Below are 26,902 nucleotides of genomic sequence, written 5' to 3'. Positions count from 1 at the left end.
GCTTGATAGTTTTCTATCAAGGCGCTCAAGGGGCCTGTCATGAACAACAATAAACGCCCAACCATTGCCACTGTCGCCGCCCACGCGGGCCTGAGTGTGGCGACCGTCGACCGGGTATTGAATGCCCGCGCGCCGGTCAATCCGGACACCGCCGAGCAGGTGTTCCAGGCCGCCGAAGCCGTGGGTTATTTCGCCGCACGGCTGATTGGCCAACGCATTCGCGAACGCCGCCCGACGTATCGCTTTGGCATCCTGCTACTGGGCACGGCCCAGGCGTTTTACGCCAACCTGGCCGAGTCGATCAGCGACGCTGCCTACCACCACGCCACGGCCAACCTGACCTGCCAGTTCGACTACATCATCGACCGCACGCCCGCTGCCATCGTCGGGCAAATCGAACAATTGGCCGTGCAGTGCGATGCCCTCGCGGTCGTCAGCTTTGCCCACCCGCTGATCAACGCGACCCTCATGCAAATCCGCGCCGCCGGCGTGCCGGTGGTGGCGCTGCTTTCGGACATCCACGAGCAAGCGGCCGAACCCTATGTGGGCCAGGACAACCACGTGGTCGGGCGCACCATGGGCTGGCTGCTCGCGCGAACCTGCGGCGCGCGCAAAGGAAGCGTCGGCATTCTGTTGGGCGGCCACCGTTTTCTCGGCCATCAGGCACGGGTTGAAGGTTTGCACAGCTACCTCGCCGAACACGCCCCCGGGCTCAAGCCGCTGGAGCCGTTGATCAACCTGGACAACAGCGACATTACCGAAGAAGCGACCCTGGACCTGATCAGCCGCCACAACGACCTGCGCGGCCTCTGCGTGGTCGGCGGCGGGGGTGACGGCATCATCAGCGCCCTGGCGCAGTTGCCCAAACGCCCGGCGCTGTGCTGCATTTTGCAGGAGTCCACCGAGCTGTCGCGCCAGGCGTTGCGCCACGGGCTGATCGATGTGGTGATGGACTCACAGCCGCGCCAGACGGCCACGGCGCTGGTGCAACTGCTGGTGGCGTTGCAGACCGCCGAGGCGTTCGATCCGCGGCAGCACCGGGTGCACATTGCGCCGCAGATCGTGACCTCGGAAAACCTCGGCGACTGACGATTGTGAAGCGCGCCTTCAAGGCCTGAACAGGCCCTGCCCGATTGTGCGCCTGGGGTTTAAAGCGAAAGATCCCAGGCACACTCACAGGAGATCACCATGCCCGCACACTCACAGAAAACCTGGCTTATCACGGGTATCAGCTCCGGCTTCGGCAAAGCCCTCGCCGAGGCGCTGCTGGCCGCCGGCGAGCGCGTCGTCGGCACCGTGCGCACGCCGGAAGCCATCGATGCGTTCGATAATCTCAAACCCGGCTATTCCTTTGCGCGCTTGCTGGACGTCACCGACAGCCTGTTCGTGCCCGCCGTTGTTGCCGAAATCGAAAAAAATATCGGCACCATTGACGTGTTGGTGAACAACGCCGGCTATGGTTTTGAAGGCGTGCTCGAGGAGTCGGCGCTGGATGACGTACGCCAGCAATTCGAGGTGAATGTGTTTGGCGCGGTGGCGATGATACAGGCGGTGCTGCCGTTCATGCGCAAACGGCGGCGCGGGCATATTCTCAACATCACGTCCATGGGCGGCCTGACCACCTTCCCGGGGCTTGGTGTGTACCACGGCAGCAAGTTTGCGCTGGAGGGGATTTCCGAGGCATTGGGCAAAGAGGTGAAGCCATTCGGTATTCACGTGACCGCCATCGAGCCTGGGGGCTTTCGTACCGACTGGGCCGGACGTTCGATGGTGCGGGCTGAGCGCACGATTGCCGACTATGACGCTTCGTTCGATGCCGTGCGCGCCGCGCGCCAGGCCCGCAGCGGGCGCCAGGACGGCGACCCGGCCAAGGCGGCACTGGCGATGATGCAGGTAGTGGCCAGCCCTGAGCCGCCGGCGCATTTGTTGTTGGGCAATGATGCGGTGGACCACGTGAGTGCCAAGCTGAGTGCGCTGCAGGCGGAGATTGCTGCCTGGGAGGGTGTTTCGCGGGGGACGGATTTTGGCTAGGTTGTGGGAGTACATATCCGTTATTGGGGTGATGGCGGATATGGGTTCCGCCCTTACGGCGGGTCACTTTTGAAAGGAGCCCAAAAGTAACCAAAAGGCTCTTGCCCCACCACTCGGTGCCTCGCCTAGGCTCGGCATGCCCTCACTCCGGCATTACTGCGCGGGCCGCCGCGACGGGGCGTCCCTGCCCCGTCGCGGCTAAACCGGCGTCCTGCCGGTTTACCCGCTCCGTAATACCTGCGTTCGGCCAGCGTGGTTTAACGGGGCGCCCAAGATCAAGATCAAAAGCACGGCGGCCTGAGTGGTGTGGAGCAAAAGCGGTTCAGTGTGGGAGCTGGCTTGTCGGATCGCCGCACCGCTGCGATGGCATCAACCAGGTGTGCCTGTTGGACCGAGTTGGCAGCATCGCAGGCAAGCCAGCTCCCACAGAAAAGCAGCTCTGTGAAGGTATTGAAGTCTTACTCGGTTAGAAATGTGGGAGCGGGCTTGCTCGCGAATGCGGTGGGTCAGTCAAAAGATTTGTAGCTGAGAGACCGCATTCGCGAGCAAGCCCGCTCCCACAGTTGGATCTTCATTTGTCTGAAGGAACGCAACCTGCCCTGGCAAAAACAGCGCTTTTGCTTCAACCACTCAGGTCGGCTACTAGGCCGCCGTGCTCTTGCTTTTGATCTTGATCTTGATCTTGGGCGCCCCGTTAAACCACGCTGGCCGCACGCAGGCTTGAAGCCGTGGGCAACCCGGCAGGACGCCGGGTTAGCCGCGATGGGCCAGGGATGGCCCATGGCGGCGGCCCACGGATTCAAGCCGGAGTGCGGGCACACCGAGCCTGGGCGAGGTGCCGAGTGGTGGGGCAAGAGCCCTTTTGGTTACTTTTGGGGCTCTTTTCCAAAAGTGACCCGCCGTAAGGGCGGAACCCATATCCGCCGCGCCCCAAATAACGGATATGTACTCAGCCCAAATCCCGAGCATCATGCCGCTCAGCCAGTTGCTCCGAAACCTCCCCGGAAACCCGATTCACCCTGCGCCCCCGCTGCACCGCAGGCCGTGCTTCAATCGCATCGGCCCAACGCAACACATGCTTGTACTCGTGCACCGACAGGAACTCCGCCGCCCCATACAACCGGCCCTTAACCAACCCGCCATACCAGGGCCAAATCGCAATATCAGCGATCGTATACTCATCCCCGGCGATGTACTCGCTCACGGCCAAACGCTGATCCAGCACGTCCAGCTGGCGCTTGGTTTCCATGGCAAACCGGTTGATCGCGTACTCCATCTTGCTCGGCGCATACGCATAAAAATGCCCAAAGCCGCCACCCAGATACGGCGCACTGCCCATCTGCCAGAACAGCCAAGACAAGCATTCCGCACGCGCCGCAGGCTCGGCGGGAAAGAACGCGCCGAACTTTTCTGCGAGGTACTGCAAAATCGCGCCCGATTCGAACACCCGGATCGGCGTGGCGCCACTGCGGTCCAGCAACGCAGGAATTTTTGAGTTCGGATTCACCGACACAAACCCGCTGCCGAACTGGTCACCGTCGCCAATCTTGATCAGCCACGCATCGTATTCCGCACCCGAGTGCCCCAGGGCCAACAACTCTTCGAGCAGGATGGTGACCTTCTGCCCATTCGGCGTCGCCAGGGAATACAGCTGCAAGGGATGCTTGCCCACCGGCAGTTCCTTGTCATGGGTCGCCCCGGCCACGGGCCGGTTGATGCTGGCGAACGTGCCGCCGCTTTCGGTTTCCCAGGTCCACACCTTCGGGGGTACATAGTCAGTCATGAATTTACTGCTCCTTGGTTTCAGTAGTGTTCGACGCGGCCAGTTGAGCCACGTTCCATCCGCCGCCCAGCGCCTTGATCAGGCCCACATTAGCGCTCAATTGCTGGGTTTGCAGTTGCAATACCGTGCGCTTGGCTTCCAGCGCCGCCACTTGGGCGGTCACCACGTCCAGATAGGCCACTGCGCCCTGGCGATAACGCGAGGTTGAGAGGTCTTCGGCGTATTGCGCGGCTGTCGCAGCATCGCGCTGGTCATCCAGCGCACTGCCCAGGCCGGCGATTTGCGACAGGTTGTCTTCCACTTGCTCGAACGCGCCCAACACCACGCCACGGTATTTCGCCGCGGCTTCATCGGTGGCGGCCTTGGCGATATCCACCTGGGCCTGGCGTGCACCGCCATCAAATAGTGTCCCCACCAACGACGGACCGATGGCCCAGAACAGGTTGGGCGCACTGAGCAGGCGGGCAAACTCGTCACTCTGATAACCGCCCTGGGCGCTCAAGGTGATCTGCGGGAACCACGCCGCCTTGGCCACGCCGATACGTGCATTGGCCGAGGCGATACGCCGCTCGGCAGCCGCGATGTCCGGGCGACGTTGCAGCAGGCTGGACGGCACGCCGGTCGGCACATTCGGCAAGGCGATCGGCGCGACGTTGACAGCCACGCTGTAGGTCGAGGCGGACTCACCGAGCATGGCCGCAATGGAATGTTCCAGCACCGCGCGCTGCACCTGCAACTGGGTCAGTTGCGACTTGACCGTCGACAACTGCGTACGCGCCCGCGCCACGTCCAGGCCGGAAACAATCCCGCCGCCGTGCAGGCCTTCCGTCAGGTTGAGGGCCTTGGCGTAGGCGTCACGGGTCTGTTCCAGCAACTGGTTTTGCCAGTCGATGCCGCGCAGGCGGATGTAGCTGTCGGCGAGCTGGGCTTGCAGGCTCAGGCGTACCGACGCCAGATCCGCCTTGGCCGCCTGCGAATCGCTGGTGCCGGCGGCAACGGTATCGCGCACGCGGCCCCACAGGTCGACTTCATAGTCCACTTCCAGGCCCAGCGTGGCCGAGTTGTAGGTATCCGGCGAAGTGGCGGAGCGCAACGGTCGGTTGTCCGACTGGCGAATGCGCTGGCCGTTGCCGATGGCCGAGAGCTTCGGAAACAGCCCTGAACGCGCCTGCGCCTCAAAGCCCTGGGACTGTTGATAGTGCGCCAGTGCCGCGCTCAGGTCGGCGTTGTTTTTCAACAGTTCCTGCTGCATCGCGTCCAGTTGCGGGTCGTTGTAGATGCGCCACCAGCCATCACGGTTGGCCTGATCATTCGGCGTGCCGACGGTCCACGGCCCTTGGGTATGGAACTGTGCGGCAATCGGGGTGGGCGGCACCTTGAGTGGCGGCGCCAGCGAGCAGGCGCCCAGGCTCAAGGTGGCGAGCAGCCCCAGCAGGGTGCGCTTAGCCATGGGGTTTGACCTCGGTGGCGGCGACAGCCAGTTGCACCGAATCGTCATCGGCCAGGCCGTCGGGCGGTGTGTCGATCACGCGGTCGGCGGCTTGCAGGCCGCTGGCGATTTCCACGCTGTCGCCAAAGTCGCGGGCGATGCTGATGGTTTTGAAGTGCACGTGGTTCTGGGTGTCGAGGGTGGCGACGCGCATGCCCTTGTCATCGAACACCAGGGCGCTGGACGGAATGCGCAGCACGTCGGCCTGCACCGGCAGGTCGAACTGCACGCTGGTGTAGCCGCCCGGCAGCAGGCGGCCCCCGGGGTTGTCCACGAGCAATTGCACGAGGGTGCTGCCGGAAGCGGCGTTGACCGCGTCGGCGGTGGCGATCACCTTGCCGGTGAAGGTTTCACCACGGTACTCCGGCACGCTCAAGCGCGCCGTGGTGCCTTCGCGAATCTGCGGCGAGAAGGTTTGCGGCACCTGCACGTACACGCGCAGGCGGCTCACATCGGCCACGGCAAACAGCTCTTTACCGGCCGCACCGCCAGCGCTGATCAAGGCACCCACGTCTGTGCTGCGCGCCGTGACCACACCGGCAAACGGCGCCACCAGGTGCTGGAAGCCTTTGGTGGCAACCAATTGCTCGACATTGGCCTTGGCCGCCGCCACCTGGGCCAGCTTGGCGGTCAGGTCGCCGGTGCGCTCATCCACGTCCTGGCGCGACACCGAGTCATTGACCAGCATGGCCTGCCAGCGTTTGGCGGTGGTTTGCGCGAGGGTCGCGTTGGCCTGGGCCGATGCCAGGGTGGCGCGGGCTTGCAGCAGTTGCTGGTCGAGTTCCGGGGTGTCGATTTCAGCCAGCACTTGCCCGGCTTTGACGCGAGTGCCGATGTCGACATTCCAGGATTTCAGGTAGCCGTTGACCCGGGCGAAAATCGACGCGCGGGAATACGCTTCCATGCGCCCCGGCAGGTTTAGCACCGGCCCTTGGGCTTGCACCAGCGGTTTGACCAGGTTGACGCTGGGCAGTGCCTGGGCGTCGGTCCAGGTCTTGAGGTCACGGGACTCACTGGCGCGCACGCCGATGCCGACACCGACGATGACCACCACGACGACCCCACCGACGATAAGCCAAAGCAGGCCACGGGAAGACTTCGGTTGAGAATGGGAAACGGACATGTCAAACCCCTACGGTAACGGTGGTCGCAAGCGGCGCGTGTTGGCGACGCCCGTGCACAAGACTGAAAATCAGTGGAACCAGAATCAGGCTGGCGATGGTGGCGAAGGTCAGGCCGCCGATCACCGCGCGGCCGAGCGGCGCGTTCTGCTCACCGCCCTCCCCCAGGCCCAGGGCCATGGGCGCCATGCCGATGACCATCGAGATGGCGGTCATCAGCACCGGGCGCAACCGCGTGAAGCCGGCTTCCAGCGCGGCTTGCACCGCATCGCCGTGCACCGCCAGGCGTTCGCGGCAGAAACTCACCACGAGGATGGCGTTGGCGGTGGCCACGCCCATGCACATGATCGCTCCCGTCAGCGCCGGCACCGACAGCGGCGTGTGGGTGATAAACAGCATCCACACAATGCCCGCCAGCGCCGCCGGCAGCGCGGTGATGATCACAAACGGGTCGGCCCAGGACTGGAAGTTGACCACGATCAGCAGGTAGATCAGCACCACCGCGCCGAGCAGGCCAAACAGCAAGCCGCTGAAGGCCGCATTCATAGTCTGCACCTGGCCTTGCAGGATCACTTTGGAACCGGTGGGCACTTCACCGGCGTGGGCTGCGATGATCTTCTGAATATCGGCGGCGACGCCGCCCAGGTCACGGTCCTGGATCGCGGTCAGCACTTCAACCACCGGCTGGATATCCGACTGGGTGATCACCGAATTGCTGTGGCTGCGCTGGATATTCGCCAGGCCGCCAAGGGTCTGGTCAGCCGCCGCCCCGCTGCCGCCACTGAGTGGCAGGTTATGCAGCGCCGCCAGGCTTTCGAGGCTGTATTGCGGGGTTTGCATCACGATCGGATAGGAAATGCCGTTGGCCGGGTTGAGCCAGAAGGTCGGCGCCACCTGGCTCGAACCGGCAAGGTTCACGACCAGGCTGTTGGTCACGTCGCGCTCGGTCAGGCCGACCAATTGCGCGCGGGTGCGGTCCACGTCAATGTTGAACGTCGGCAGTTGCCGCGACTGCTGGATACGCGCATCCACCACCCCCGGCACCCGGCGAATGTCACGCAGCAATGTGTTGGCATAGGTGAAGTTGCCCGCCAGATTATTGCCGGTGATTTGCAGGTCGATCGGGGCTGAAGAACCGAAGTTGAGGATCTGCCCGACGATGTCCGAGGCCGGGAACGAGAACACCGCGCTCGGGAATTCCCGTGGCAGGGTCTCGCGCAGTTCACGCATGTACTCGGCGGTCGGGCGGTGCCCCTCGTTCAGGCTGATCTGGATGTCGCTGTCCTGGGAGCCCACGGTGCCGGTGTTGTTGTACACCACGTTGATGCCGCTGATGGACAGGCCGATGTTATCGACCAAGGCCTTGAGTTCGCTGGCCGGGACTTTGCGGCGGATCGCGTTTTCAATCTCGGCGATCAGGTGCGCATTGCTTTCCACCCGCGTACCCACCGGGGCCCGTACGTGCAGCAGGATCAGCCCGGAATCCACATCCGGGAAGAAGTTGCGCCCCAGGAATGGCACCAGTGCAAACGAGACGGCGACGAACGCGAGCAGGCCGATCACCACCGTACGGCGGTGGTGCAAGGCGCTATCCAGCACCTTGTGGTAGCGCTCGCGGAAGGCTTCAAAACGCCGCTCGAAACCACGCTGGAAGTTGACCAGCGGGTTGCGCGTCGGCGCTGGCCCGTCTTCGCCATGCACGTGGGGTTTGAGCAGGTAGTTGGCGAGGGTCGGCACCAGGGTCCGCGACAGCAGGAACGAGGCGATCATCGCAAAAATCACCGCCTCAGCCATCGGCACGAACAGAAAACGCGCCACGCCATCGAGGAAGAACATCGGCACAAACACGATGCAGATACACAGCAGCGACACAAACGCCGGGGTCACGATTTGCGCCGCGCCGTCGAGGATCGCCGTCTGCACCGGCTTGCCCTGCTCCAGGTGCCAGTTGATGTTTTCGATGGTCACCGTGGCGTCGTCTACCAAAATCCCCACCGCCAGGGCCAGGCCGCCGAGGGTCATGATGTTGAGGGTTTCGCCGAGCGCCGACAGCGTGGCAATCGAGGCGAGGATCGCCAGGGGAATCGAGGTGGCGATAATCACCGTCGAGCGCCAACTGCCGAGGAACAGCAGGATCATCAGGCTGGTCAGCGCCGCGGCGATCAAGCCTTCACGGGCCACCCCGCTGATGGCCGAACGCACGAACAGCGACTGGTCGCCGATCAGGTCGATGTTCAGGTTGGGCGGCAATGCGGCCTTGTTGTCGGCAAGCTTGTCTTTGATCCCGGCGATCACGCCCAGGGTCGAGGCCGAGCCGGTCTTGAGCACCGGCAGCAGCACCGAACGGTTGCCATTCACATGCACGATGTTGGTTTGCGGCGGGTTGCCGTCGCGTACGGTGGCCACGTCGCGGATCAATACCGTGGTGCCGTCAGCGGTTTTGATCGGCAGGTTTTCCAGGTCATGGAAATCCGACGGGGCGTTGTTCAGTTGCAGGTTGAATTCATAGCTGCCGATCTTTTGCGTGCCCACCGGCGTGATCAGGTTCTGGGTCGCCAGCGCGGTGGCCACGTCCTGCGCCGACAGGCCACGGGCCTGCATGCGCGCCGAATCGAGGTCGATCTGCACCTGGCGGCTCTTGCCGCCAAACGGGTACGGCAGCGCCGCGCCCGGCACGCTGGTGAGCATCAGGCGCACCTGGTTCAGGCCGATGTCACCCAGGCGCTGTTCGCTCAAGCCCGGCCCTGATAGCGCAAGCTGCACAATCGGCACGGTGGAGGCGCTGTAGTTGAGCACCAACGGCGGCACGGTGCTCGGCGGCAGCTGCCGCAGGATCGCCTGGGACACCGACGTCACCTGGGCGTTGGCCGTACTGATGTTGACGCCGGGCTGGAAGAAGATCTTCACAATCCCGTAGCCGTTCATCGACTGCGCTTCAATATGGCGGATGTCGTTTACGGTGGTGGTCAGCACCCGCTCGAACGGCGAAGTGATGCGCCCCGCCATCTGGTCGGGCGGCAAGCCGGTGTACTGCCAGATCACGGCGATGACCGGGATGCGGATTTCGGGAAAGATGTCAGTCGGCGTGCGCCACGCCGCCAGCGGGCCGATGATCAGGATGAAGATGGCCAATACCAGGAAGGTATAGGGGCGCAGCAATGCGATGCGCACGAGGCTCAGCATAGGAGGTGATCCAGACAGGGGTTGGACGTTCAAGCAGGCAGAGCCGTGCCGTTTCCCGCCTCGCCCCATGCGCATCCTGGGGAGTTTGCAACGACATCCGGGTCACAAAGAGGCATAGGCCACGATATCCAATTTAGTGGCGTACGCAACTAATTTGTTTCAAGCTGTCTCAATATTCACCTTTGCAGTTTCAACCTGTACCGGTATTCATCCTCGGCCTCAAAGGCCTTGTCCTGACGGAGTTGGCAGGCATAATCAACTCCGTCGCGTTTTGTATCAGAGAGTATTTGCCCTTGAAATCTGCACCGCCCTGCTCCGAGAGCCCCAGCGCCTGCGTGAATGGCGCCGTGCGCCGCACGTCCCGGCGCCTGGGCCAGATCTATGACGAGGCCTTCGCACCCTGCGGGTTGAAAGCCACCCAGTACGCGGTGCTCAACCGCATCGCCAAGGCCGGCACGCCGAAAATGGGCGAACTGGCCCAGGCTCTGGTGATGGATTTGTCGGCGCTGGGGCATACGCTCAAACCGCTGGTGCGCGACGGGCTGGTGGAGTTGCGCGTAGACGAACTCGACCGCCGCACCCGCCGTGTGCTGCTGACCGACGCCGGCGTCAGCATCCATGCCAAAGCCAGGCGTATTTCAACGCAAATGGCCGAGCGCTTTGATCAAGCGTTCGGCCGGGAAGCGGCAGCGCAACTGCGCCAGACCCTGGACTTTATCGCCTCCGACGATTTCGCCCGTCAGTTGCTGGCCAAAAACGACTAAGCCATTGGCTGGTGGTTGGTCACGCAGTGAATACCGCCACCGCCCGCCGCGATGGCGTCGATATTCAACTGCACCACCTTGCGGTTCGGATAGAGCCGCGTCAGCAGGTCCAGCGCCTTGCGGTCCGCCGCCGCGTCACCGAACTCGGGCGCAATCACCGCGCCGTTGATCACGAAATAGTTGATATAGCCCGCCGCAAAATCTTCATTGCCTTTGCTGAACTTGCTTTTGCGCGGGCTCAGCGGCGGCGACACGGTGTGCACCTGCAACGGGCGGCCATCGGCGTCGGTGGCGTTCTTGAGGATCTCCAGGTGCGCCAGGGTGACCTTGTGGTCATAGGACTCAGGGTCAGTGTCGAGGTTGGCCAGCACCACGCCGGGCGAAACAAAGCGCGCGTAAAAATCGACGTGGGCGTCGGTGATGTCTTTGCCCTTGATGCCCGGCAGCCAGATGATTTTGCGCAACCCCAGACGCTCTTTCAGCTCGGCTTCCACATCGGCCTTGCTCCAGTCGGGGTTACGGTTGCGGTTGATCCAGCTGCTCTCGGTCATGATGCCGGTGCCCAGGCCGTCCACTTCGATGCCACCGCCCTCGCCCACCAGTTCGCTGCGGATGTGTTTGGCGCCGGTTTCTTCGGCGACCAGGCCGGCCAGTTGCGCGTCTTCGTCGTGCTGCTGTTTGTTGCCCCAGCCGTTGAAGTTGAAGTCCACCGCGCCGATGCCGCCGGTGCCGTCGATGACAAAGTTGGCGCCGGTGTCGCGCATCCAGATGTCGTCCAGCTCGGTTTCGACAAAGGTGATGTTGCGCGTGCCGCAGTGCTGCTCGGCCAGTGCACGCTCGTCCTCGCGGCAGAATACGGTGACCGGCTCATAGGCCGCGATGGCGCGGGCAATGCGCCCGAGGGCGGCCTGCACGTCGGCGGTGAAGTCTTCCCAGATGGCGTCCTGGGCGCCAAAGGCGATAAACGCCTGGCGGTGTTTTTCGCCTTCGTCGGGCATGTAGAAACGCCCGCCAACCGCGGCGCGTACGTGGGTGTTGATCAGGGTCATGGCGCAGACCACGCTGGCTTGTTTGATGAAGGTGCGGCGAGTGGGCATGTTGGTCTCGGGAGTGCGGTGTTGGGTTGAACGGGAGTTAACTGTGCTTTTGTGGCGAGCGAGGCTTTTTGTGGCGAGCGAGCTTGCTCGCGCTGGGCTGCGTAGCGGCCCCAAAAAAAGCGGGAGCGCTGCGCACTCCAGCGCGAGCAAGCTCGCTCGCCACAAAAGCTCGCTCGCCACAGGAAGCGTGTTATCCACAATTATTTGACGGTCGCTGTCTTGAATTTAGTCCACACGCGCATTCGCGCGCGCATATCGGCCTGGGAAATGTCTTTGCCGGCGATCAGCCGATCAAAGGTCGCCGCGTCCGGGTAGATCTCGGGGTTGTCGCGCATGCTCGCCTCCACCTCCGGCCGGGCTTTGGCGTTGGCCGTGGGGTAACCGGTGAAGTTGGTGATGGCCGCCATGTTCTGCGGGCGCATCACGAAGTTGATGAACGCGTAGGCGTATTCCGGGTGCTTGGCGTCGACCGGAATCGCCAGGGTGTCCATCCACACCGTGGTGCCTTCGCGAGGGATGTGGTAGCCGAACGTCACGGCTTTGCCGGCGGCATCGGCGGCGCGTTGGGCCTGGGTCATGTCGCCGCTGTAACCGAGGGACAGGCACAGGTTGCCGTTGACCAGGTCGGTCACCGGCTGCGACTGGAACTTGCGGATGTAAGGGCGCAGCTTGAGCAGCAAATCACTGGCGGCGGCCAGGTCTTCGCGCTTGGCGCTGCGCGGGTCACGGCCCAGGTAGTTGAGGACCACGGCAAGCACTTCGTCCGGCGAGTCGATCAGCGAAATGCCGCAATCGGCGAATTTGGCTGCGTTCTGCGGTTTGAACAGCAAATCGAGGCTGTTGACCGGGGCATTCGGCATGCGCTGCTGGACCTGCTGAGTGTTGTAGGTCAGGCCGATGGTGCCCCAGGTGTAGGGCACTGTGGCTTTGTTCGAATGAACGTAGTGGGTGCGCAGCTTCTGCAGGCCGGGTTCGATGTCGTCCGTCTCGGTCAGCTTTGCCGGGTCCAAGGGCTGCAAGGCGCCCGCACGCATCAAGCGTTCGGCCACGGTGTCACCGGGGAAGATCAGGTCGTAGCCGCTGCCGCCGGCCATCAGCTTGGCTTCGAGGGTTTCGCTGCCGTCCATCACGTCGTAGATCACTTTGATGCCGGTTTCGGCGGTGAACCGCGACAGGGTGTCGGCGGCAAAGTAATCCGCCCAGTTGTAGAGCCTCAGGGTTTTGTCATCCGCCGAGGCACAGGCAGCCGCGAGCATCAGGGTGCAGCTCAGTAGTGTTTTCATGCTGGGCGGCCATCTAGGGTCAACAGCGCGCCGTACAGGTGCGGGCGGCGATCGCGGAAGATGCCCCAGGTCAGGCGCTCTTCACGCATGGCTGACAGGTCGAGGCGTTGCACCAGCACGCCGGTGCTGTCGCGGTCGGCTTCGGCGAGTAATTTGCCCTTGTGGTCGCAGATAAACGACGATCCGTAGAAGTCCATTTGCAGGCCTGCGTCGGTGGTTGCGGTTTCACGCCCGACGCGGTTGGCCGCCACCACCGGCACGAGGTTCGCCGCCGCGTGGCCGCGCATGGTCATCTGCCAATGGTCACGGGAATCCAGGCTGGCGCAGCCGGGTTCCGAACCGATGGCGGTGGGAAACAGCAGCACTTCGGCGCCTTGCAGGGCCAGGCAGCGTGCGGTTTCGGGAAACCACTGGTCCCAGCAGATGCCGATGCCGAGGCGGCCGAATGCCGTGTCCCACACGCGAAAGCCCGTATCGCCGGGGCTGAAATATTCCTTCTCCTGATAGCCGATGGCGTTCGGGATGTGGGTCTTGCGGTACACACCCAGCAACTGCCCGTCGGCATCGGCCACGCTCAGGGAATTGAAGAAGGCGTTGCCGGCTTGTTCGAACCAGCTCAGCGGCAGTACTACACCCAATTCCCGAGCCAGTGTGGCAAAGCGCTTGAGGACCTGGCTGCGCGAGTATTCCTCGGCCAGCGCCAAATGCTTGTGGTGCTGCTCGATGCAGAAATACGGCGTGGCGAACAACTCCTGCAACAGGATCACCTGGGCGCCCTTGGCCGCCGCGTCGCGCACCAGCTGTTCGGCGCGGTCAAGGTTGCCTGGCAAGTCCCAGCTGCACGGCATCTGAGTAGTCGCGATGGTCAAAACGGTCATGGCATTACCCCTTGAATGGCCAGGCCGGTTGCTGTTGCGTGATGCAATGCACCCCGCCGCCGCCATGGGCCAAATGGTTGATCTGCACCGGCACGATTTCACGGCCGGGAAACGCCTGGGCCAGCACCTGGGCGGCCACCTGGTCGGCGGCGATGCCGTAGGCCGGCATGATGATTGCGCCGTTGGCGATATAGAAATTGGTGTAGGAGGCGCAGAACACTTCAGCCTCCGTGTCCACCGCATCGGTGGCCTCGTAGAGCTCGATCATCTCGAAGGAGCGGCCCTGAGCGTCGGTGGCCAATTGCAAGGCGCGGCGGTTTTCGCGCACCACCTCGGCGTAGACCGAACCTTGGTCGCGGGTGGCGTCAACCAGCAGTACGCCGGGGCGTGCGAAGGCGCAAACACCGTCCACATGACCGTCAGTCATGTCACCGGTCACGTAATCCGGGTCGCCCGGCAGCCAGATGGTCTTCTTGATGCCCAGCAGGCGCGCGAAGATCTCCTCCATCTCGGCCTTGGTCACGCCGGGGTTGCGATTGGGGTTGAGCAGCACCGACTCGGTGGTGATCAGCGTGCCCTCGCCGTCCACGTGAATCGCGCCACCTTCGTTGCTCAACGGCGTACCGAAGCACTCCAGCCCCAAGTGGTTGAGCACCCGGCGTGCCAGGCTTTCATCCAGGTCGTGGGCCGATTTTCCGCCCCACGCATTGAAGCGCCAGCTCACCCCGGCCAGGCCCTGTTGTGGGTGGCACACAAAACTCGGACCGGAGTCGCGGCACCAGCTGTCGTTGACCGCCTGAGCGATCAACTCCACCCCCGGCCCGCACAGCGCGTTAGCACTGGCGACCGCCGAGGGGTCGACAATCATTTTCACCGGCTCGAACCGGGCAATCGCATTGGCGACCCGGGCGAAATCTTCCTGCACCTGCGCCAGGGTCACGCCCCAAGTGGTCTCCCACAAGGCCTGGTTATGCGGCCAGACCATCCACGTCGCCACGTGACGCGCCCACTCCGCGGGCATCCACCAACCACTGCTTGGAATTTCATTGCGCTGCATGACAAGTACCTTTGAGTTAAGTCATTGTGTTCAGTGAAAACTGCCCACGGAGTCTTGGCATGCATGCTACGGTGGCGCAAAAGGCCAAACAAACGATGGATTTTGTATAAAACTGATTAGAGGAACTTATCAGCATGTTGAACCACTGGCCGCCCCTCGGCACCCTGCGCGGTTTTGAAGCCGCCGCCCGGCTGGGCAGTTTCCACAAGGCGGCTGAAGAACTGCACCTGACCCAATCGGCAATCAGCCAGCAGATCCGCAGCCTGGAGGCCTATCTTGAGCAGCCGCTGTTCTTTCGCAGCGGGCGCAGCGTGAGCCTCACCGATGCCGGTTATGATTTCCTCAGCACCACCCAGGCCCTGCTGCAACAACTGGCGGTCGGCGTGCGGCGGCTGGGGCAATACCGCAAGCCCAACCAACTGGTGCTCAATACCACGCCGACCTTTGCACGGCACTGGTTGCTCCCGCGCCTGGCGGACTTCCGCCGCCAGCACCCGGAAGTGGACCTGTGGATCTTCAGCACCGACGAAGTGCCCGACATGGCCAGCCAGACCATCGACCTGGCGGTGCGTGACGACATCAGTTCCCAGGCCGAATGCAGCTTCAAGGTGCTGCATGCCGACCGCTTGTTCCCAGCGTGCCACCCGCGCGTGTTGCAGGTGCCGAAGGAGCAGCGCACTACCCTGCACGGCGAGCGGGAAATGGACTGGAGCCATTGGGCGGTAGAAGCGGGCATTGATGTGGGGCAACAGGACCAGGGTTTGAATTTTTCCGATCCCGGCCTGTTGCTGGACGCGGTGTGCACCGGGCTCGGGATTGGCCTGGTCAGCCAGCTGTTGAGCCGCCAGGCCCAGGAAGACGGGTTGCTCACGCCCTTGGTTGAAGCGACCATTCGCGGCCCCAGCTGGGCATTGTTGACTCATCGCGACAGTGAATCCGACCCCATGGCACGCAGTTTTACCGCGTGGCTGCTGACCCATTTACAGGTAAATCCGACATGACGGACCGGCTTGAAGACATCCTCGCCGAAGGCTTGTCGGTGGTGTTCTGCGGCATCAACCCCGGCAAGGGATCCGCCGCCCTCGGCCTGCACTTTGCCAACCGCAGCAACCGCTTCTGGCGCACCTTGCACCTGGCCGGGTTCACGCCCCACGAAATCCGCCCCGAACACGGGCCGACATTGCTTGATTACGGCTGCGGCCTGACCACGGTGGTCGAGCGCCCCACGGCCAGCGCGGGCGAGTTGGCGCGGCATGAGTTCAAGGACGCGGCGGCGGCCTTTGAACAGAAGATCCGCCGCTGCCGGCCACGCTTCGTGGCGTTTCTGGGCAAAGCCGGCTACAGCGCACTGAGCGGCCAACGCCAGCTCGACTGGGGGTTGCAGCCGCAATTACTGGGCGACGCCTCGGTATGGGTGTTGCCCAACCCCAGCGGGCGCAACCTGGCGTTCGGCCTGGAACAATTGGTGGACGCTTACCGGCCACTGCGAGCGGCCATTGCACAGGCCGATCAAGTGCCCTTACTCTCGTGAGCCCGACACCCTGAGCGCACTGGAGGCTTCATGAAACTGATCGGCATGCTGGACTCGCCCTACGTACGCCGCGTGGCCATTTCCCTGGACCTGTACGGGATGGAATTCGAGCATCAAGCACTCTCGGTGTTTCGCCACTTCGCCGAGTTCGGCCAGATCAACCCGGTCGTCAAGGCGCCCACACTGGTACTGGACGATGGCACCGTGCTGATGGACTCCAGCCTGATCCTCGATTATCTCGAAGCCCTGGCGCCGGCCGACAAAAAGCTGCTGCCCCAGTCCCCCAGCGCCCGCGCCCGTGATGTGCAGGTGCTCGGGCTGGCCCTGGCGGCGTGCGAAAAAAGCGTGCAGATCGTGTATGAACACAACCTGCGCCCGGCCGAGAAACAGCACGCACCGTGGCTCGAGCGCGTCAGCGGCCAGTTGCTGGCGGCTTATACATTGCTGGAAAAACACCTGCCCGATGACGGCGCGCTGACCCAGGCCTCCCTGACGGCGGCGGTCGCCTGGTCGTTCAGCCAGTTCACCGTGGCCTCGGTGGTCAAGGCCGAGGCGTTTCCCAACCTGAAACGCCACGCCGAACGGCTTGAACAGCATCCAGCCTTCAAGCGCTACCCGATCGAATAAACAACCGGCCCCGGCCTGCGATGCAGCGGCTACGCTCAGGTGACAGCCTGAGGGATCAGCCATGTGCGGACGATTGACGCAGTACCGGGGCATCCATGATTTCGTGGCGGCCTTGAGCATGCCCAATGCCCTGGTCAATAGCGTGGGCGAGCAGCCACTGGAGCGCTACAACGTGGCGCCCTCCACGCCTGTTGCGCTGTTGCATGTCGACAACGACCTGCTGCACGCCGACCGCGTGCGCTGGGGCTGGCGCCCGCACTGGGCCAAAGACCGCGCACCGCCGATCAATGCGCGGGTGGAGAAAGTCGCCAACGGCCCGTTCTTCCGTGCTATCTGGCCGCACCGCGCCCTCGCGCCCATCGACAGCTGGTTTGAATGGGTGGACGAAGGCGGCCCGAAAAAACAGCCCTATCTGATTCGCCGCCGCGACGGCGCCCCGGCCTTTTGCGCTGCGATTGGCCAGTTACCGGACGCCGATGAAGGCCCGGGCGAACACGACGGGTTTGTGATCATCACCGCTGACAGCGCCGGCGGCATGGTCGATATTCATGACCGCCGCCCGGTGGTGCTGAACCCGCTGCTGGCACGGGAATGGCTGGACCCGGCAACCCACCGAGGCAGGGCCGAGCAAATGGTGCTGTTTCAGGGCGAACCGCCTGAAGTGTTTGAGTGGTTCCGGGTAGACGGCGCGGTGGGTAATCCGCGGCATGACGGGCCGCATGTAATTGAGCCTGTCGAGGGCTGAAATGCCGCCATTCGGAAACGATTCAGCCTTCGCGATGCTTATCGCCGAACCTTTCCCCCCAAACCCGCGTCCGAGCTAAGGCATTGTTGCCATCTGCTCGCCGTGAGGTTGTCGTTTGAAAGCCGCCATCATCAAAAAATACCGCCTGATCATCAAGACCATGGGCTATGTGGGCTGGGCCCTGTTCTGGCTGTTGTTGTGGGACGTCGCCGTGACGGTGGACTTCATGCTGTTTCTTACCACCAAGATCAATCTGCCGTTGATGCCCCTGACCTTGCTCGGTTCCGCGCTGGTGGTGCTGATCAGTTTTCGCAACAGCAGCGCCTACAACCGCTGGTGGGAAGCACGAACCCTGTGGGGCGCGATGGTCAACAATTCGCGCAGTTTCGCCCGGCAGGTGCTGACCCTGCTCGATGACCCGGACGGCGAGGTCAACCCGATCAAGTCCACCCTGCTGCGGCGTCACGTCGCCTATGTGAACTGCCTCGCGGCGCACCTCAAGGGCCAGCCGTGCCCGGAGGAAGTGCGCGCATTCATTCCCGGCGAAGAGTTCGCGCGCAATGGCGCTACCAATAACTTCGCCAACGACATTCTCACCGGTTCCGCCACGCTGCTGGCGCGCGAATACCAGGCCGGGCGCCTGGACAGTATTCGCCTGGCGCGCCTGGAGTCTACGCTGGTGGACCTGTCCAACGCGCAAGGCGGCATGGAGCGCATCGCCAATACGCCACTGCCCTACCCCTACGTGTATTTTCCGCGCCTGTTCATCTCGCTGTTCTGCCTGATCGTGCCGGTGGGCCTGGTCGAATCCCTGGGCTGGTTCACCCCGCTGGCCTCGACTGTGGTGGGTTTTATGCTGCTGGCGATCGAACGCATCGGCACCGACCTGCAAAGCCCGTTTCACTCCAGTGAACACCAGATTCAGATGGAGACGATTTGCGAAACCATCGAGAAGAACCTGCAGTCGATGCAGCGCGATGCCCTGGCGTAAGGCCTTGCACGTTTTAGCCGCTCAGCCACGCCCAGCGCGCCAATTCATCGGCCAGGTGCCGAGCGAATTGCGCGGGCGTGCCGGCCACGGTTTCAATGCCATTTTCGAGGAGCAGCGCCTGGGTGTCGGGGGCGTTCAAGGCCAGGGCGATTGCGCGGTTCAACACGGCGATAGTCGCCGGTGAAGTGCCTTTGGCCGCGACGAAGCCCAGCCAGTTGTTCAACGCATAACCGCTCAGGCCGGCTTCTTCCAGGGTGGGTACGCCGGGCAGCGCCACAGACCTCTGCGGCGTAGTCACGGCGAGTGCGCGTAGTGCCCCTTCACGCACCTTTGGCAGCATGGTCGCCGCATTGTTGAAGCTCAGGTCGAGGCGGCCCTCCTCCAGCGCCACATACAGTTCGCGCGTGTCGGGGTAAGCGCGGTGCTCCAGCCTCACGCCGGTAAGTTTCGCGAACAACAAACCCGCCAGATAAGGCGCGCTGCCCACGCCTGAACTGCCGTAGGTCAGGGTCTGGTTCAGGCCCGACTCAATCAGTGCCTGCAGATTTTCCAGAGGCAAACCGGTGCCCAGCACCAGCGGTGCGCGCGTCGCCAGGCAGATCGGCTCGAAATCGTGCAGCGGGTCATAGCCCAGGTCATCACGCAGGTTGGGGTTGATGGCGTGGGTGCCGAACGTGGCGACCAGCAGGGTATTGCCGTCCGCCGGGCCGGCGATCAACGCGCGGGCGGCCTTGACCCCGAGTTCACCGGGCATCAATTCAAGTTGGATCGGGCGCCCCAACGCGGCGCCGAGTGCCGGGGCCATGCTGTTGAGCAAGTCATCGGAAGCGCTGCGCGGCGAAAAGCCGATCAGCACGCGCAGTGGCGTGGGTGAAGGCATGCGGGAACCTCAAAGGCCTGAATGAGGCGATTCTAAACCTGGCTGAAAAATCCGCCAGCGCGGCGCGGCATTTGACCACGTCTCATCTTCACCGCAGCTGTAATAGTCTATTGCAGGACTCTAATGTACTAACTGGTTACTTATCTTGCTAAGATTCGCCCTTTAGTCAGTCACATTCGAGTCCTGCCGACATGAAACGAGCATCCCGCGCCGCTGGCGCCTCACGATATCTCCTGCTGGGCCTGGGCATTGTCATTGCCTTGCTCGGTGTGGCCCTGGCCGTGGGCGGCGCCAAGCTGGCCAGCCTGGGCGGTTCCTGGTACTTCCTGATCGGCGGCGGCGTCATGGCCGTTTCCGGCGTGCTGATCGCCCAGCGCAAGCCGGCAGGTGCGTGGTTGTTCGCCACCTTCCTGGTCGGTACGGCCGTGTGGGCGATAGCGGACGTGGGGCTGGTGTTCTGGCCGTTGTTCTCGCGGCTGTTCATGTTTGCGGCCATTGGCGTGGTGGTGGCGTTGGTCTACCCGCTGCTGGCAGGCCGCCCTGCACGCAGTGCGTACGGCATTGCCGCAGTGCTGGCCTTAGGCGTAGCGGTCGCGGCGGGCAACATGTTTGTCGCCCACCCAAGCGTGGCACCGACGGGCGCAGGCCCGGGCCTCACCCCGGTAGCCCCGGCTGACGCCCAGAAAGACTGGGCGCACTACGGCAACACCGAAGGCGGCAGCCGCTTCGCCGCGCTGGACCAGATCAACCGCGACACCGTCAACAAGCTGAAAGTGGCGTGGACCTACCACACCGGCGACGTGGCCATCAGCGACGGCAACGGCGCTGAAGACCAACTGACACCCCTGCAGATCGGCAACAAAGTGTTCATCTGCACCCCGCACAACAACCTGATCGCCCTGGATGCCGACACCGGCAAAGAGCTGTGGAAGAACGAAGTCAACGCCAAGTCGGCGGTGTGGCAGCGTTGCCGGGGCATGGCGTATTTCGATGCCACCGCACCACTCGCCCAGCCGACCCAGCCCAACAGCTCGCCGATCATCGCCGCCAGCGTACCGGCCGGTGCGCAGTGTCAGCGTCGCTTGCTGACCAACACCATCGACGCACGCCTGATCGCCGTCGATGCCGACACCGGCGAGTTCTGCGAAGGCTTCGGCACCCACGGCCAGGTCGATCTGAAAGCCGGCCTGGGCAACGTGCCGGACAGCTACTACCAACTGTCCTCCGCGCCCTTGATCGCCGGCACCACCGTGGTGGTCGGCGGCCGCGTGGCCGATAACGTGCAAACCGACATGCCGGGTGGCGTGATCCGTGGTTTTGACGTGATCACCGGCCAAATGCGCTGGGCCTTCGACCCGGGCAACCCTGAAGACAAAAAAGCCCCGGCCGAAGGCAGCACCTATGTGCGCAGCACGCCGAACAGCTGGGCGCCGATGTCCTATGACCCGCTGATGAACACGGTTTTCCTGCCGATGGGCAGCTCGTCCACCGACATCTACGGCGTGGAGCGCACCCAGCTCAACCACAAATACGGCGCATCGGTACTGGCGCTGGACGCCTCCACCGGTGCTGAAAAGTGGGTGTACCAGACCGTCCACAACGACCTGTGGGACTTCGACCTGCCGATGCAGCCGAGCCTGATCGACTTCACCCCGCCGGGTAGCGACAAGGCGGTGCCAGCGGTGGTGATCGGCACCAAAGCCGGCCAGATCTACGTGCTCGACCGTGCCACCGGCAAGCCGTTGACCGACGTGCGCGAAGTGCCGGTCAAGGCCGCCAATATCCCCAACGAACCCTACTCGCCGACCCAGCCAAAATCCGTGGGCATGCCGCAGATCGGCGCGCAAACCCTGACCGAATCGGACATGTGGGGCGCCACGCCGTACGACCAATTGCTGTGCCGCATCGACTTCAAGGGCATGCGCTACGAAGGCCTGTACACCGCGCCGGGCACCGATAAATCCCTGAGTTTCCCGGGTTCGCTCGGCGGCATGAACTGGGGCAGTATTTCCACCGACCCGGTGCATGGCTTTATCTTCGTCAACGACATGCGCCTGGGCCTGTGGATCCAGATGGTGCCGGGTCAAAAAAATGCTCAGGCCTCGTCCGGCGGTGAAGCACTGAACACCGGCATGGGCGCCGTGCCGCTCAAGGGCACACCCTATGCGGTGAACAAAAACCGCTTCCTGTCGGTGGCCGGCATTCCGTGCCAGGCGCCGCCGTTCGGCACCCTGACCGCCATCGACATGAAGACGCAGAAGATCGCCTGGCAAGTGCCGGTGGGCACGGTGGAAGACACCGGCCCGCTGGGTATCCGCATGCACTTGCCGATCAAGATTGGTTTGCCGACGCTGGGCGGCACACTGTCGACCCAAGGCGGCCTGATCTTTATCGCCGGCACCCAGGACTTTTACCTGCGCGCTTTCAACAGCGGCAACGGTGATGAAGTCTGGAAAGCCCGCTTGCCCGTGGGCAGCCAGGGCGGCCCGATGACCTACGTGTCACCGAAAACCGGCAAGCAATACATCGTCATCACCGCCGGCGGTGCGCGCCAGTCCACCGATCGTGGCGACTACGTGATCGCCTACGCCCTGCCCTAACCTTTGTTTGCGCGGTGCCCTGCCGGCACCGCGCTTTTTTTGCCTGGAACACTTCGCATGACCCCCACTTCTCATCCTTCCCTTGGGCGCCTGCTGCTGGGCCTCGCCCTGGGCGCCGCGCTGCCCGTACAAGCCGATGACACCACCCTGACCGGCGACTGGGGCGGCCTGCGCCGCGAGCTCGACGAACACGGCATCCGCTTTACCGGCGACTACAGCGGCGAAACCGCCTACAACGCTGACGGCGGCCAACACCGCTCGGCGCGCTACTCGCAGAACATCAAGCTCGGCGTGCAGTTCGACCTGGGCAAACTCTACGGTTTCAACCATGGCGACCGCATCCAGGTCACGATCAACGACCGTCGCGGCAACAGCGCTTCCGAGGACTTGGTCGGCAACCGCCTGCCGATCCAGGAAAACTACGGCGGCCTCTACACCCGCCTCACCGAGTTGAGCTACGAGCGCACGTTGTTCACCCCTGCGCTGAACATCAAGCTCGGCTACATGGCCATGGGCAACGACCTTGGCGGCCTCGACAGCGGTATTCTGTGCAACTTCATGAACGCCGGTTTCTGCGGGCACCCGCTGAACATGTCCGGTGGCAGCGGCTGGACCAACTACCCGAACGCACGCCTGGGCGCCCGGGTGAAATATGATTTTTCGCCAAACTGGCAGTTGCGCGTGGCCGCCTTCAACGTCGACCCGGACAGCAACGGCAACGCCAGCCGCGCCTGGCGCCTGGACCCGAAACGCACCACCGGCACCGTGGTGCCGATCGAGTTGATCTACAAACACGCCGGCACCCTGCCGGGTGAATACAAGCTCGGTTATTACTACGACAGCTCCGATGTAAAACGCATCGGCAGCGACAAGAAAGTGAATGGGCGTGGCGGTCATTACCTGCTGATTGATCAGGCGGTGTGGGCGTCCAGCTCATCCGCGGGGCGCGTACTGCACGCCTTCGGCCAGTACTCCGCCGCCAGCGAAGCCGCCTCGCCATTCAGCAAGTGGTATGGCGCAGGCGTGGTGCTGTACAAACCGTTCGAAGGCCGCCCACGGGATACGCTGGCCCTGGGTTATGGCCGCGCCGTGCCCAACCCGCGCAGCCGGGAGGTACAGGAACAAGCCGCGATCAACGCCGGGACGGATTACCCCAACCTGAACAACGCCGAACAGTTGATCGAGCTGAGTTATGGCTACCAGGCCACGCCATGGCTGACATTGCGCCCGGATGTGCAGTACATCATTGAGCCGGGGGCGTTTTCCGGGGTGGATATCGACAATGCGCTGGTGGTGGGGCTGCAGGTGAAAGCAGTTTTCTGACCGGGTGATTGCCGGGTGCGCGGCCGCTGCACCCCGGCCATAAAACCGTCGAGGGTCAGTCAGCATCAACCGAATCAAAGACCAGCCCGACCAGCCCAGCGGCCTCGAAACGACATTTGACTTCTTCGCTGACGATAATTGCGCCGAGGTAGTCCTTGACCCGGAAGATATGGCGACCGCCTGTTTTTGACGGGTCGATGACGAGCCGGAAAAAGTAGCTGTATTGCCCTGCCAGATCCGGCCTCACAGGATCGTCTACCGCAAAGCGTTCAAACGCCGAGCGCTGTTCGTCAATGCAGTCGACCTGGGTCTCGATGACCATCACAAAATAATCCTGCGACACGGCCTTGTTCGCGATGCGGACCGGCTCAAGCACGACGTGGTGATAAGGTTCGTCCACCTCGGGCAAACCCGCCAGGGCCTCACAGGCCCTTTGGCTCAACACCGGAACACTGGCATACCCGGCAACCGAGTAGTCCCGTTCTGCACCGTCGTGCAGCACGTCAAGCGTGTAGGTGCACGGTTCCATAAACTCAGCAGGCGGGTGCCTGAAGAGCCAGTTATCAACGTGGCGTATGCTTCCCAACACCCATTTACCCGGCATTGCAAGTTTCGGCCTGAGCCAGTAATACCGCATCCTCTTCATCCTTCTCCCTTTCCCTTTTTCCACACAGGTTGTCAAACAACCGTGTGCTGATACTCCCGCGGCGTACACCCAAACTCGCGTCGAAACACGGTGTGCAGGTACTGCGCCGATTTGAACCCGCAACGCGTGGCAACGTCAGCAATCGCCAACGCACGATCTTCCAGCCCCTTGGCAGCCGCTGCCAGTTTAAAGCGCAGGATTTCGTCGTGCACGCTGCAACCCCGCGCCTTGCGAAAGTGTGACTCGAGGGAGGAACGCGACACGCCGACATACGCCGCCACCTGGGCGGTCTTGATGCCCTGGCAGGCGTATTGGCGGATGAACAGCAGCGCCTGCATCACGTAAGGGTTGCCCAGCGGTTGATGCAAGCTGGAGGCCTGCACATTGATCGCGTCCGGCGGCACCAGAATCTGTGTGCCCGCAGCGGGTTTGCCGTGCAGCATCTGGTGCAGCAATGCGGCGGCGGTGCGGCCCATGGTCTCGGTGCCCTGGATCACGGAACTGAGCGGCACGCGCGTGAGGGTGCGAGTCAGCGGATCGTTGTCGATGCCGATCAGCGCGACCTCTTCCGGCACGGCAATCCCCGCGGTGAGGCAGGCTTGCAGCAACTGGCGGGCGCGGGCGTCAGTGACCGCGATGATGCCGATGGGTTTGGGCAAGGCTTGCAGCCAGGCAATTTGCTGTTCGACGGCACTGTCCCACAATGGTGCGCTGGTGCCCAAACCGCGATAAATCTCGACTTGCAAACCATCGCGGCGCATCAGGCGGCGAAAGGCTTTCTCGCGCTCCTGAGCCCAGCGGTTGGCTTGAGCCACCGGCAGACTGAAGCAGGCAAAGCGGGTCAGGCCAGCTTCGATCAAATGCTCATAGGCCAGCTTGATCAGCGCGTAATTATCGGTGGCCACATAGGGAATGCCTTTGGGATAGGCGCGAGAGTCCTCATAGGAGCCGCCCACCGCCACCACCGGCAACTTGATGCCGGCCAAGGCCTCGCCAATCAGCGGGTCGTCGAAATCGGCAATGATGCCGTCGCCCTGCCAGCGCTCGATGCCGCGTAGACGGCACAAAAAATCCTCTTCCAGAAACAGGTCCCACGACGCGCGCGTGCTGCTCAGGTAGTTGCCGATACCGGCGATGATGCCACGGTCATAGATTTTGCTGCCGTTGAACAACAGGGCAATGCGGTGAACGGGCGGTAGGGTTTTCATTGTTTTTATCCATAGGCCAGTCGCCACAGACTAGCCCCCGCCACGCAAAATCGCACCACACCTTGGTGATTTTCATAATCGGTGGGCCAAAGGCCGTTGCTAGTATCGGGGCATCGCCAAGAACAATAAGGAAAACGCCATGCCGTACTTCCCCGGTGTCGAGAAGGTTCGCTTCGAAGGCCCCAACAGCGATTCCCCCCTCGCCTTTCGCCACTACGACGCCAACAAACTCATCCTCGGCAAACCCATGCGCGAACACCTGCGCATGGCGGCCTGCTATTGGCACACCTTTGTGTGGCCCGGGGCGGACATGTTCGGCATGGGCACCTTCAAACGCCCGTGGCAACGCAGCGGCGACCCGATGGAGCTGGCTATCGGCAAGGCGGATGCGGCCTTCGAGTTTTTCTCCAAACTGGGCATTGATTACTACAGCTTTCATGACACGGACGTCGCCCCTGAAGGCAGCTCGCTCAAGGAGTACCGCCACCACTTCGCGCAGATGGTCGACCACCTGGAGCGCCACCAGGAACAGACCGGCATCCAACTGCTGTGGGGCACCGCCAACTGCTTCAGCAACCCGCGCTTTGCCGCCGGCGCCGCCAGCAACCCGGACCCGCACGTGTTCGCCTTTGCTGCCGCGCAAGTGTTCAGCGCAATGAACGCCACCCTGCGCCTCAAGGGCGCCAACTATGTGCTGTGGGGCGGCCGTGAAGGCTATGAAACCCTGCTCAATACCGACCTCAAGCGCGAGCGCGAGCAGCTCGGGCGCTTTATGCGCATGGTGGTGGAGCACAAGCACAAGATCGGCTTCAAGGGCGACTTGCTGATCGAGCCCAAACCCCAGGAGCCGACCAAGCACCAATACGATTACGACAGCGCCACGGTATTCGGCTTTCTGCATGAGTTCGGCCTGGAGCATGAAATCAAGGTGAATATCGAAGCCAACCACGCCACATTGGCCGGGCACAGTTTTCATCATGAAATCGCCACCGCCGTGTCCTTGGGCATTTTCGGCAGCATCGACGCCAACCGTGGCGACCCGCAGAACGGCTGGGACACCGACCAGTTCCCCAACAGCGTGGAGGAAATGACCCTCGCCACCTACGAAATCCTCAAGGCCGGCGGTTTCAAGAATGGCGGCTACAACTTCGACTCCAAAGTGCGCCGCCAAAGCCTGGATGAAACCGACCTGTTCCACGGCCACGTCGCCGCCATGGACGTGCTCGCCCTCGCCCTGGAACGTGCGGCGGCGATGGTGCAAAACGATCAATTGCAGCAGTTCAAGGACCAGCGGTATGCCGGCTGGAATCAGCCATTGGGCCAGGCGGTGCTGGCGGGTGAGTTCAGCCTGGAGTCATTGGCCGAGCATGCGTTTGCCAATGAGCTGAACCCGCAGGCTGTAAGCGGCCGGCAGGAGATGCTTGAGGGCATCGTCAACCGCTTCATCTACCGGTAACACTGTGGCAAGCGGGGCTTTCAAAGGTGAGCAGGCTTGTTGTGGCGAGCGGGCTTGCCCCGCGTTGGGCTGCGAAGCAGCCCCAAAAAAACAGACGCCTCGCTCTTTCAAATAAAACGCGCTGCCTGGTTTAGGGCCGCTTCGCGCCCCAACGCGGGGCAAGCCCGCTCGCCACAACAAGCCCACAGCCCACAACATGCCCGCTGCCC

General features: G+C 63.0%; 22 protein-coding genes. 11 read left to right on the top strand and 11 right to left on the bottom strand.

The window, feature by feature from the left end; all coding sequences use genetic code 11:
• The first annotated feature begins 39 nt into the window (after positions 1 to 39).
• Positions 40 to 1,089, top strand: a complete 1,050-nt coding sequence (locus AB4P94_RS19345) for a LacI family DNA-binding transcriptional regulator (protein ID WP_395606947.1) — start codon at positions 40 to 42, stop codon at positions 1,087 to 1,089.
• A 99-nt stretch (positions 1,090 to 1,188) separates the two neighbouring features.
• Positions 1,189 to 2,031 (top strand): oxidoreductase, encoded by an 843-nt coding sequence (locus AB4P94_RS19340; RefSeq protein ID WP_395606946.1) that lies wholly within the window; start codon positions 1,189 to 1,191, stop codon positions 2,029 to 2,031.
• Positions 2,032 to 2,980: 949 nt separating this feature from the next.
• Here AB4P94_RS19340 and yghU read toward each other — a convergent pair.
• The 4 genes from yghU to AB4P94_RS19320 are packed head-to-tail and all read right to left on the bottom strand — an operon-like array spanning position 2,981 to position 9,607.
• Entirely contained in the window at positions 2,981 to 3,814 is an 834-nt protein-coding gene (yghU, locus tag AB4P94_RS19335) for a glutathione-dependent disulfide-bond oxidoreductase (RefSeq protein WP_395606945.1), read from the bottom strand.
• 4 nt (positions 3,815 to 3,818) lie between these two features.
• Positions 3,819 to 5,264 carry an efflux transporter outer membrane subunit gene (locus AB4P94_RS19330; protein WP_395606944.1) on the bottom strand — a complete coding sequence of 482 codons (1,446 nt, stop codon included), beginning with the start codon at positions 5,262 to 5,264 and terminating at the stop codon, positions 3,819 to 3,821.
• Complete coding sequence (locus tag AB4P94_RS19325; RefSeq protein ID WP_395606943.1) at positions 5,257 to 6,426, bottom strand: efflux RND transporter periplasmic adaptor subunit; 1,170 nt, start codon at positions 6,424 to 6,426, stop codon at positions 5,257 to 5,259. The genes AB4P94_RS19330 and AB4P94_RS19325 overlap by 8 nt, the downstream gene beginning before the upstream one ends.
• Before the next feature lies 1 nt (position 6,427).
• Positions 6,428 to 9,607, bottom strand: coding sequence for an efflux RND transporter permease subunit (locus tag AB4P94_RS19320; protein ID WP_395606942.1), 3,180 nt, complete (start codon positions 9,605 to 9,607; stop codon positions 6,428 to 6,430).
• A gap of 293 nt (positions 9,608 to 9,900) precedes the next feature.
• Between AB4P94_RS19320 and AB4P94_RS19315 the strand changes: the two genes are divergently transcribed.
• Positions 9,901 to 10,371 carry a MarR family winged helix-turn-helix transcriptional regulator gene (locus AB4P94_RS19315; RefSeq protein ID WP_395606941.1) on the top strand — a complete coding sequence of 157 codons (471 nt, stop codon included), beginning with the start codon at positions 9,901 to 9,903 and terminating at the stop codon, positions 10,369 to 10,371.
• Here AB4P94_RS19315 and AB4P94_RS19310 read toward each other — a convergent pair.
• From AB4P94_RS19310 to AB4P94_RS19295, 4 genes are all read right to left on the bottom strand, one after another.
• Entirely contained in the window at positions 10,368 to 11,468 is a 1,101-nt protein-coding gene (locus AB4P94_RS19310) for an agmatine/peptidylarginine deiminase (RefSeq protein WP_395606940.1), read from the bottom strand. The two genes, AB4P94_RS19315 and AB4P94_RS19310, sit on opposite strands and share 4 nt — an antisense overlap.
• Before the next feature lie 200 nt (positions 11,469 to 11,668).
• A complete protein-coding gene (locus tag AB4P94_RS19305) occupies positions 11,669 to 12,751 on the bottom strand; it encodes an extracellular solute-binding protein (RefSeq protein ID WP_395606939.1) in 1,083 nt (360 codons plus the stop codon).
• On the bottom strand, positions 12,748 to 13,629 hold the full coding sequence (gene aguB, locus AB4P94_RS19300; protein WP_395606938.1) for an N-carbamoylputrescine amidase: 882 nt from the start codon (positions 13,627 to 13,629) through the stop codon (positions 12,748 to 12,750). The genes AB4P94_RS19305 and aguB overlap by 4 nt, the downstream gene beginning before the upstream one ends.
• Before the next feature lie 4 nt (positions 13,630 to 13,633).
• Positions 13,634 to 14,686 (bottom strand): agmatine/peptidylarginine deiminase, encoded by a 1,053-nt coding sequence (locus tag AB4P94_RS19295; protein ID WP_395606937.1) that lies wholly within the window; start codon positions 14,684 to 14,686, stop codon positions 13,634 to 13,636.
• 134 nt (positions 14,687 to 14,820) lie between these two features.
• On the opposite strand from AB4P94_RS19295, the gene AB4P94_RS19290 reads away from it, so the two are divergent.
• The 5 genes from AB4P94_RS19290 to AB4P94_RS19270 all read left to right on the top strand — a co-directional run bounded on the left by AB4P94_RS19290 (position 14,821) and on the right by AB4P94_RS19270 (position 18,580).
• Positions 14,821 to 15,687, top strand: a complete 867-nt coding sequence (locus AB4P94_RS19290) for a LysR substrate-binding domain-containing protein (protein WP_395606936.1) — start codon at positions 14,821 to 14,823, stop codon at positions 15,685 to 15,687.
• Positions 15,684 to 16,217, top strand: coding sequence for a G/U mismatch-specific DNA glycosylase (gene mug / locus AB4P94_RS19285; RefSeq protein WP_395606935.1), 534 nt, complete (start codon positions 15,684 to 15,686; stop codon positions 16,215 to 16,217). The genes AB4P94_RS19290 and mug overlap by 4 nt, the downstream gene beginning before the upstream one ends.
• A gap of 30 nt (positions 16,218 to 16,247) precedes the next feature.
• The gene (locus AB4P94_RS19280) at positions 16,248 to 16,844 is read left to right on the top strand and encodes a glutathione S-transferase (protein ID WP_395606934.1); all 597 of its coding nucleotides are present in this window, start codon (positions 16,248 to 16,250) and stop codon (positions 16,842 to 16,844) included.
• 61 nt (positions 16,845 to 16,905) lie between these two features.
• Positions 16,906 to 17,589, top strand: coding sequence for an SOS response-associated peptidase (locus tag AB4P94_RS19275; protein WP_395606933.1), 684 nt, complete (start codon positions 16,906 to 16,908; stop codon positions 17,587 to 17,589).
• A 115-nt stretch (positions 17,590 to 17,704) separates the two neighbouring features.
• Positions 17,705 to 18,580, top strand: coding sequence for a bestrophin family protein (locus AB4P94_RS19270; RefSeq protein ID WP_395606932.1), 876 nt, complete (start codon positions 17,705 to 17,707; stop codon positions 18,578 to 18,580).
• A gap of 13 nt (positions 18,581 to 18,593) precedes the next feature.
• On the opposite strand, the gene AB4P94_RS19265 is transcribed toward AB4P94_RS19270, so the two are convergent.
• Positions 18,594 to 19,460: a Bug family tripartite tricarboxylate transporter substrate binding protein gene (locus AB4P94_RS19265; RefSeq protein WP_395606931.1), complete on the bottom strand. Its 867-nt coding sequence runs from the start codon at positions 19,458 to 19,460 to the stop codon at positions 18,594 to 18,596.
• Positions 19,461 to 19,651: 191 nt separating this feature from the next.
• Here AB4P94_RS19265 and AB4P94_RS19260 point away from each other — a divergent pair, with 191 nt between their 5' ends.
• Positions 19,652 to 22,060 (top strand): glucose/quinate/shikimate family membrane-bound PQQ-dependent dehydrogenase, encoded by a 2,409-nt coding sequence (locus tag AB4P94_RS19260; RefSeq protein ID WP_395606930.1) that lies wholly within the window; start codon positions 19,652 to 19,654, stop codon positions 22,058 to 22,060.
• A gap of 57 nt (positions 22,061 to 22,117) precedes the next feature.
• Positions 22,118 to 23,383, top strand: coding sequence for a carbohydrate porin (locus AB4P94_RS19255; RefSeq protein WP_395606929.1), 1,266 nt, complete (start codon positions 22,118 to 22,120; stop codon positions 23,381 to 23,383).
• Positions 23,384 to 23,438: 55 nt separating this feature from the next.
• Here the strand turns inward: AB4P94_RS19255 and AB4P94_RS19250 are convergent, their stop codons facing one another.
• A complete protein-coding gene (locus AB4P94_RS19250; RefSeq protein WP_395606928.1) occupies positions 23,439 to 24,020 on the bottom strand; it encodes an imm11 family protein in 582 nt (193 codons plus the stop codon).
• 41 nt (positions 24,021 to 24,061) lie between these two features.
• A complete protein-coding gene (locus AB4P94_RS19245; protein WP_395606927.1) occupies positions 24,062 to 25,237 on the bottom strand; it encodes a XylR family transcriptional regulator in 1,176 nt (391 codons plus the stop codon).
• 139 nt (positions 25,238 to 25,376) lie between these two features.
• Here AB4P94_RS19245 and xylA point away from each other — a divergent pair, with 139 nt between their 5' ends.
• Positions 25,377 to 26,693: a xylose isomerase gene (gene xylA / locus AB4P94_RS19240; RefSeq protein ID WP_395606926.1), complete on the top strand. Its 1,317-nt coding sequence runs from the start codon at positions 25,377 to 25,379 to the stop codon at positions 26,691 to 26,693.
• Positions 26,694 to 26,902: the final 209 nt, after the last annotated feature.

The sequence above is a fragment of the Pseudomonas sp. B22129 genome (assembly GCF_044218875.1).
In the GTDB taxonomy this organism is placed as follows: Bacteria; Pseudomonadota; Gammaproteobacteria; order Pseudomonadales; family Pseudomonadaceae; genus Aquipseudomonas.
Note: the sequence above shows the minus strand (reverse complement) of the source record. Positions and strands in the feature narration are given on the sequence as shown.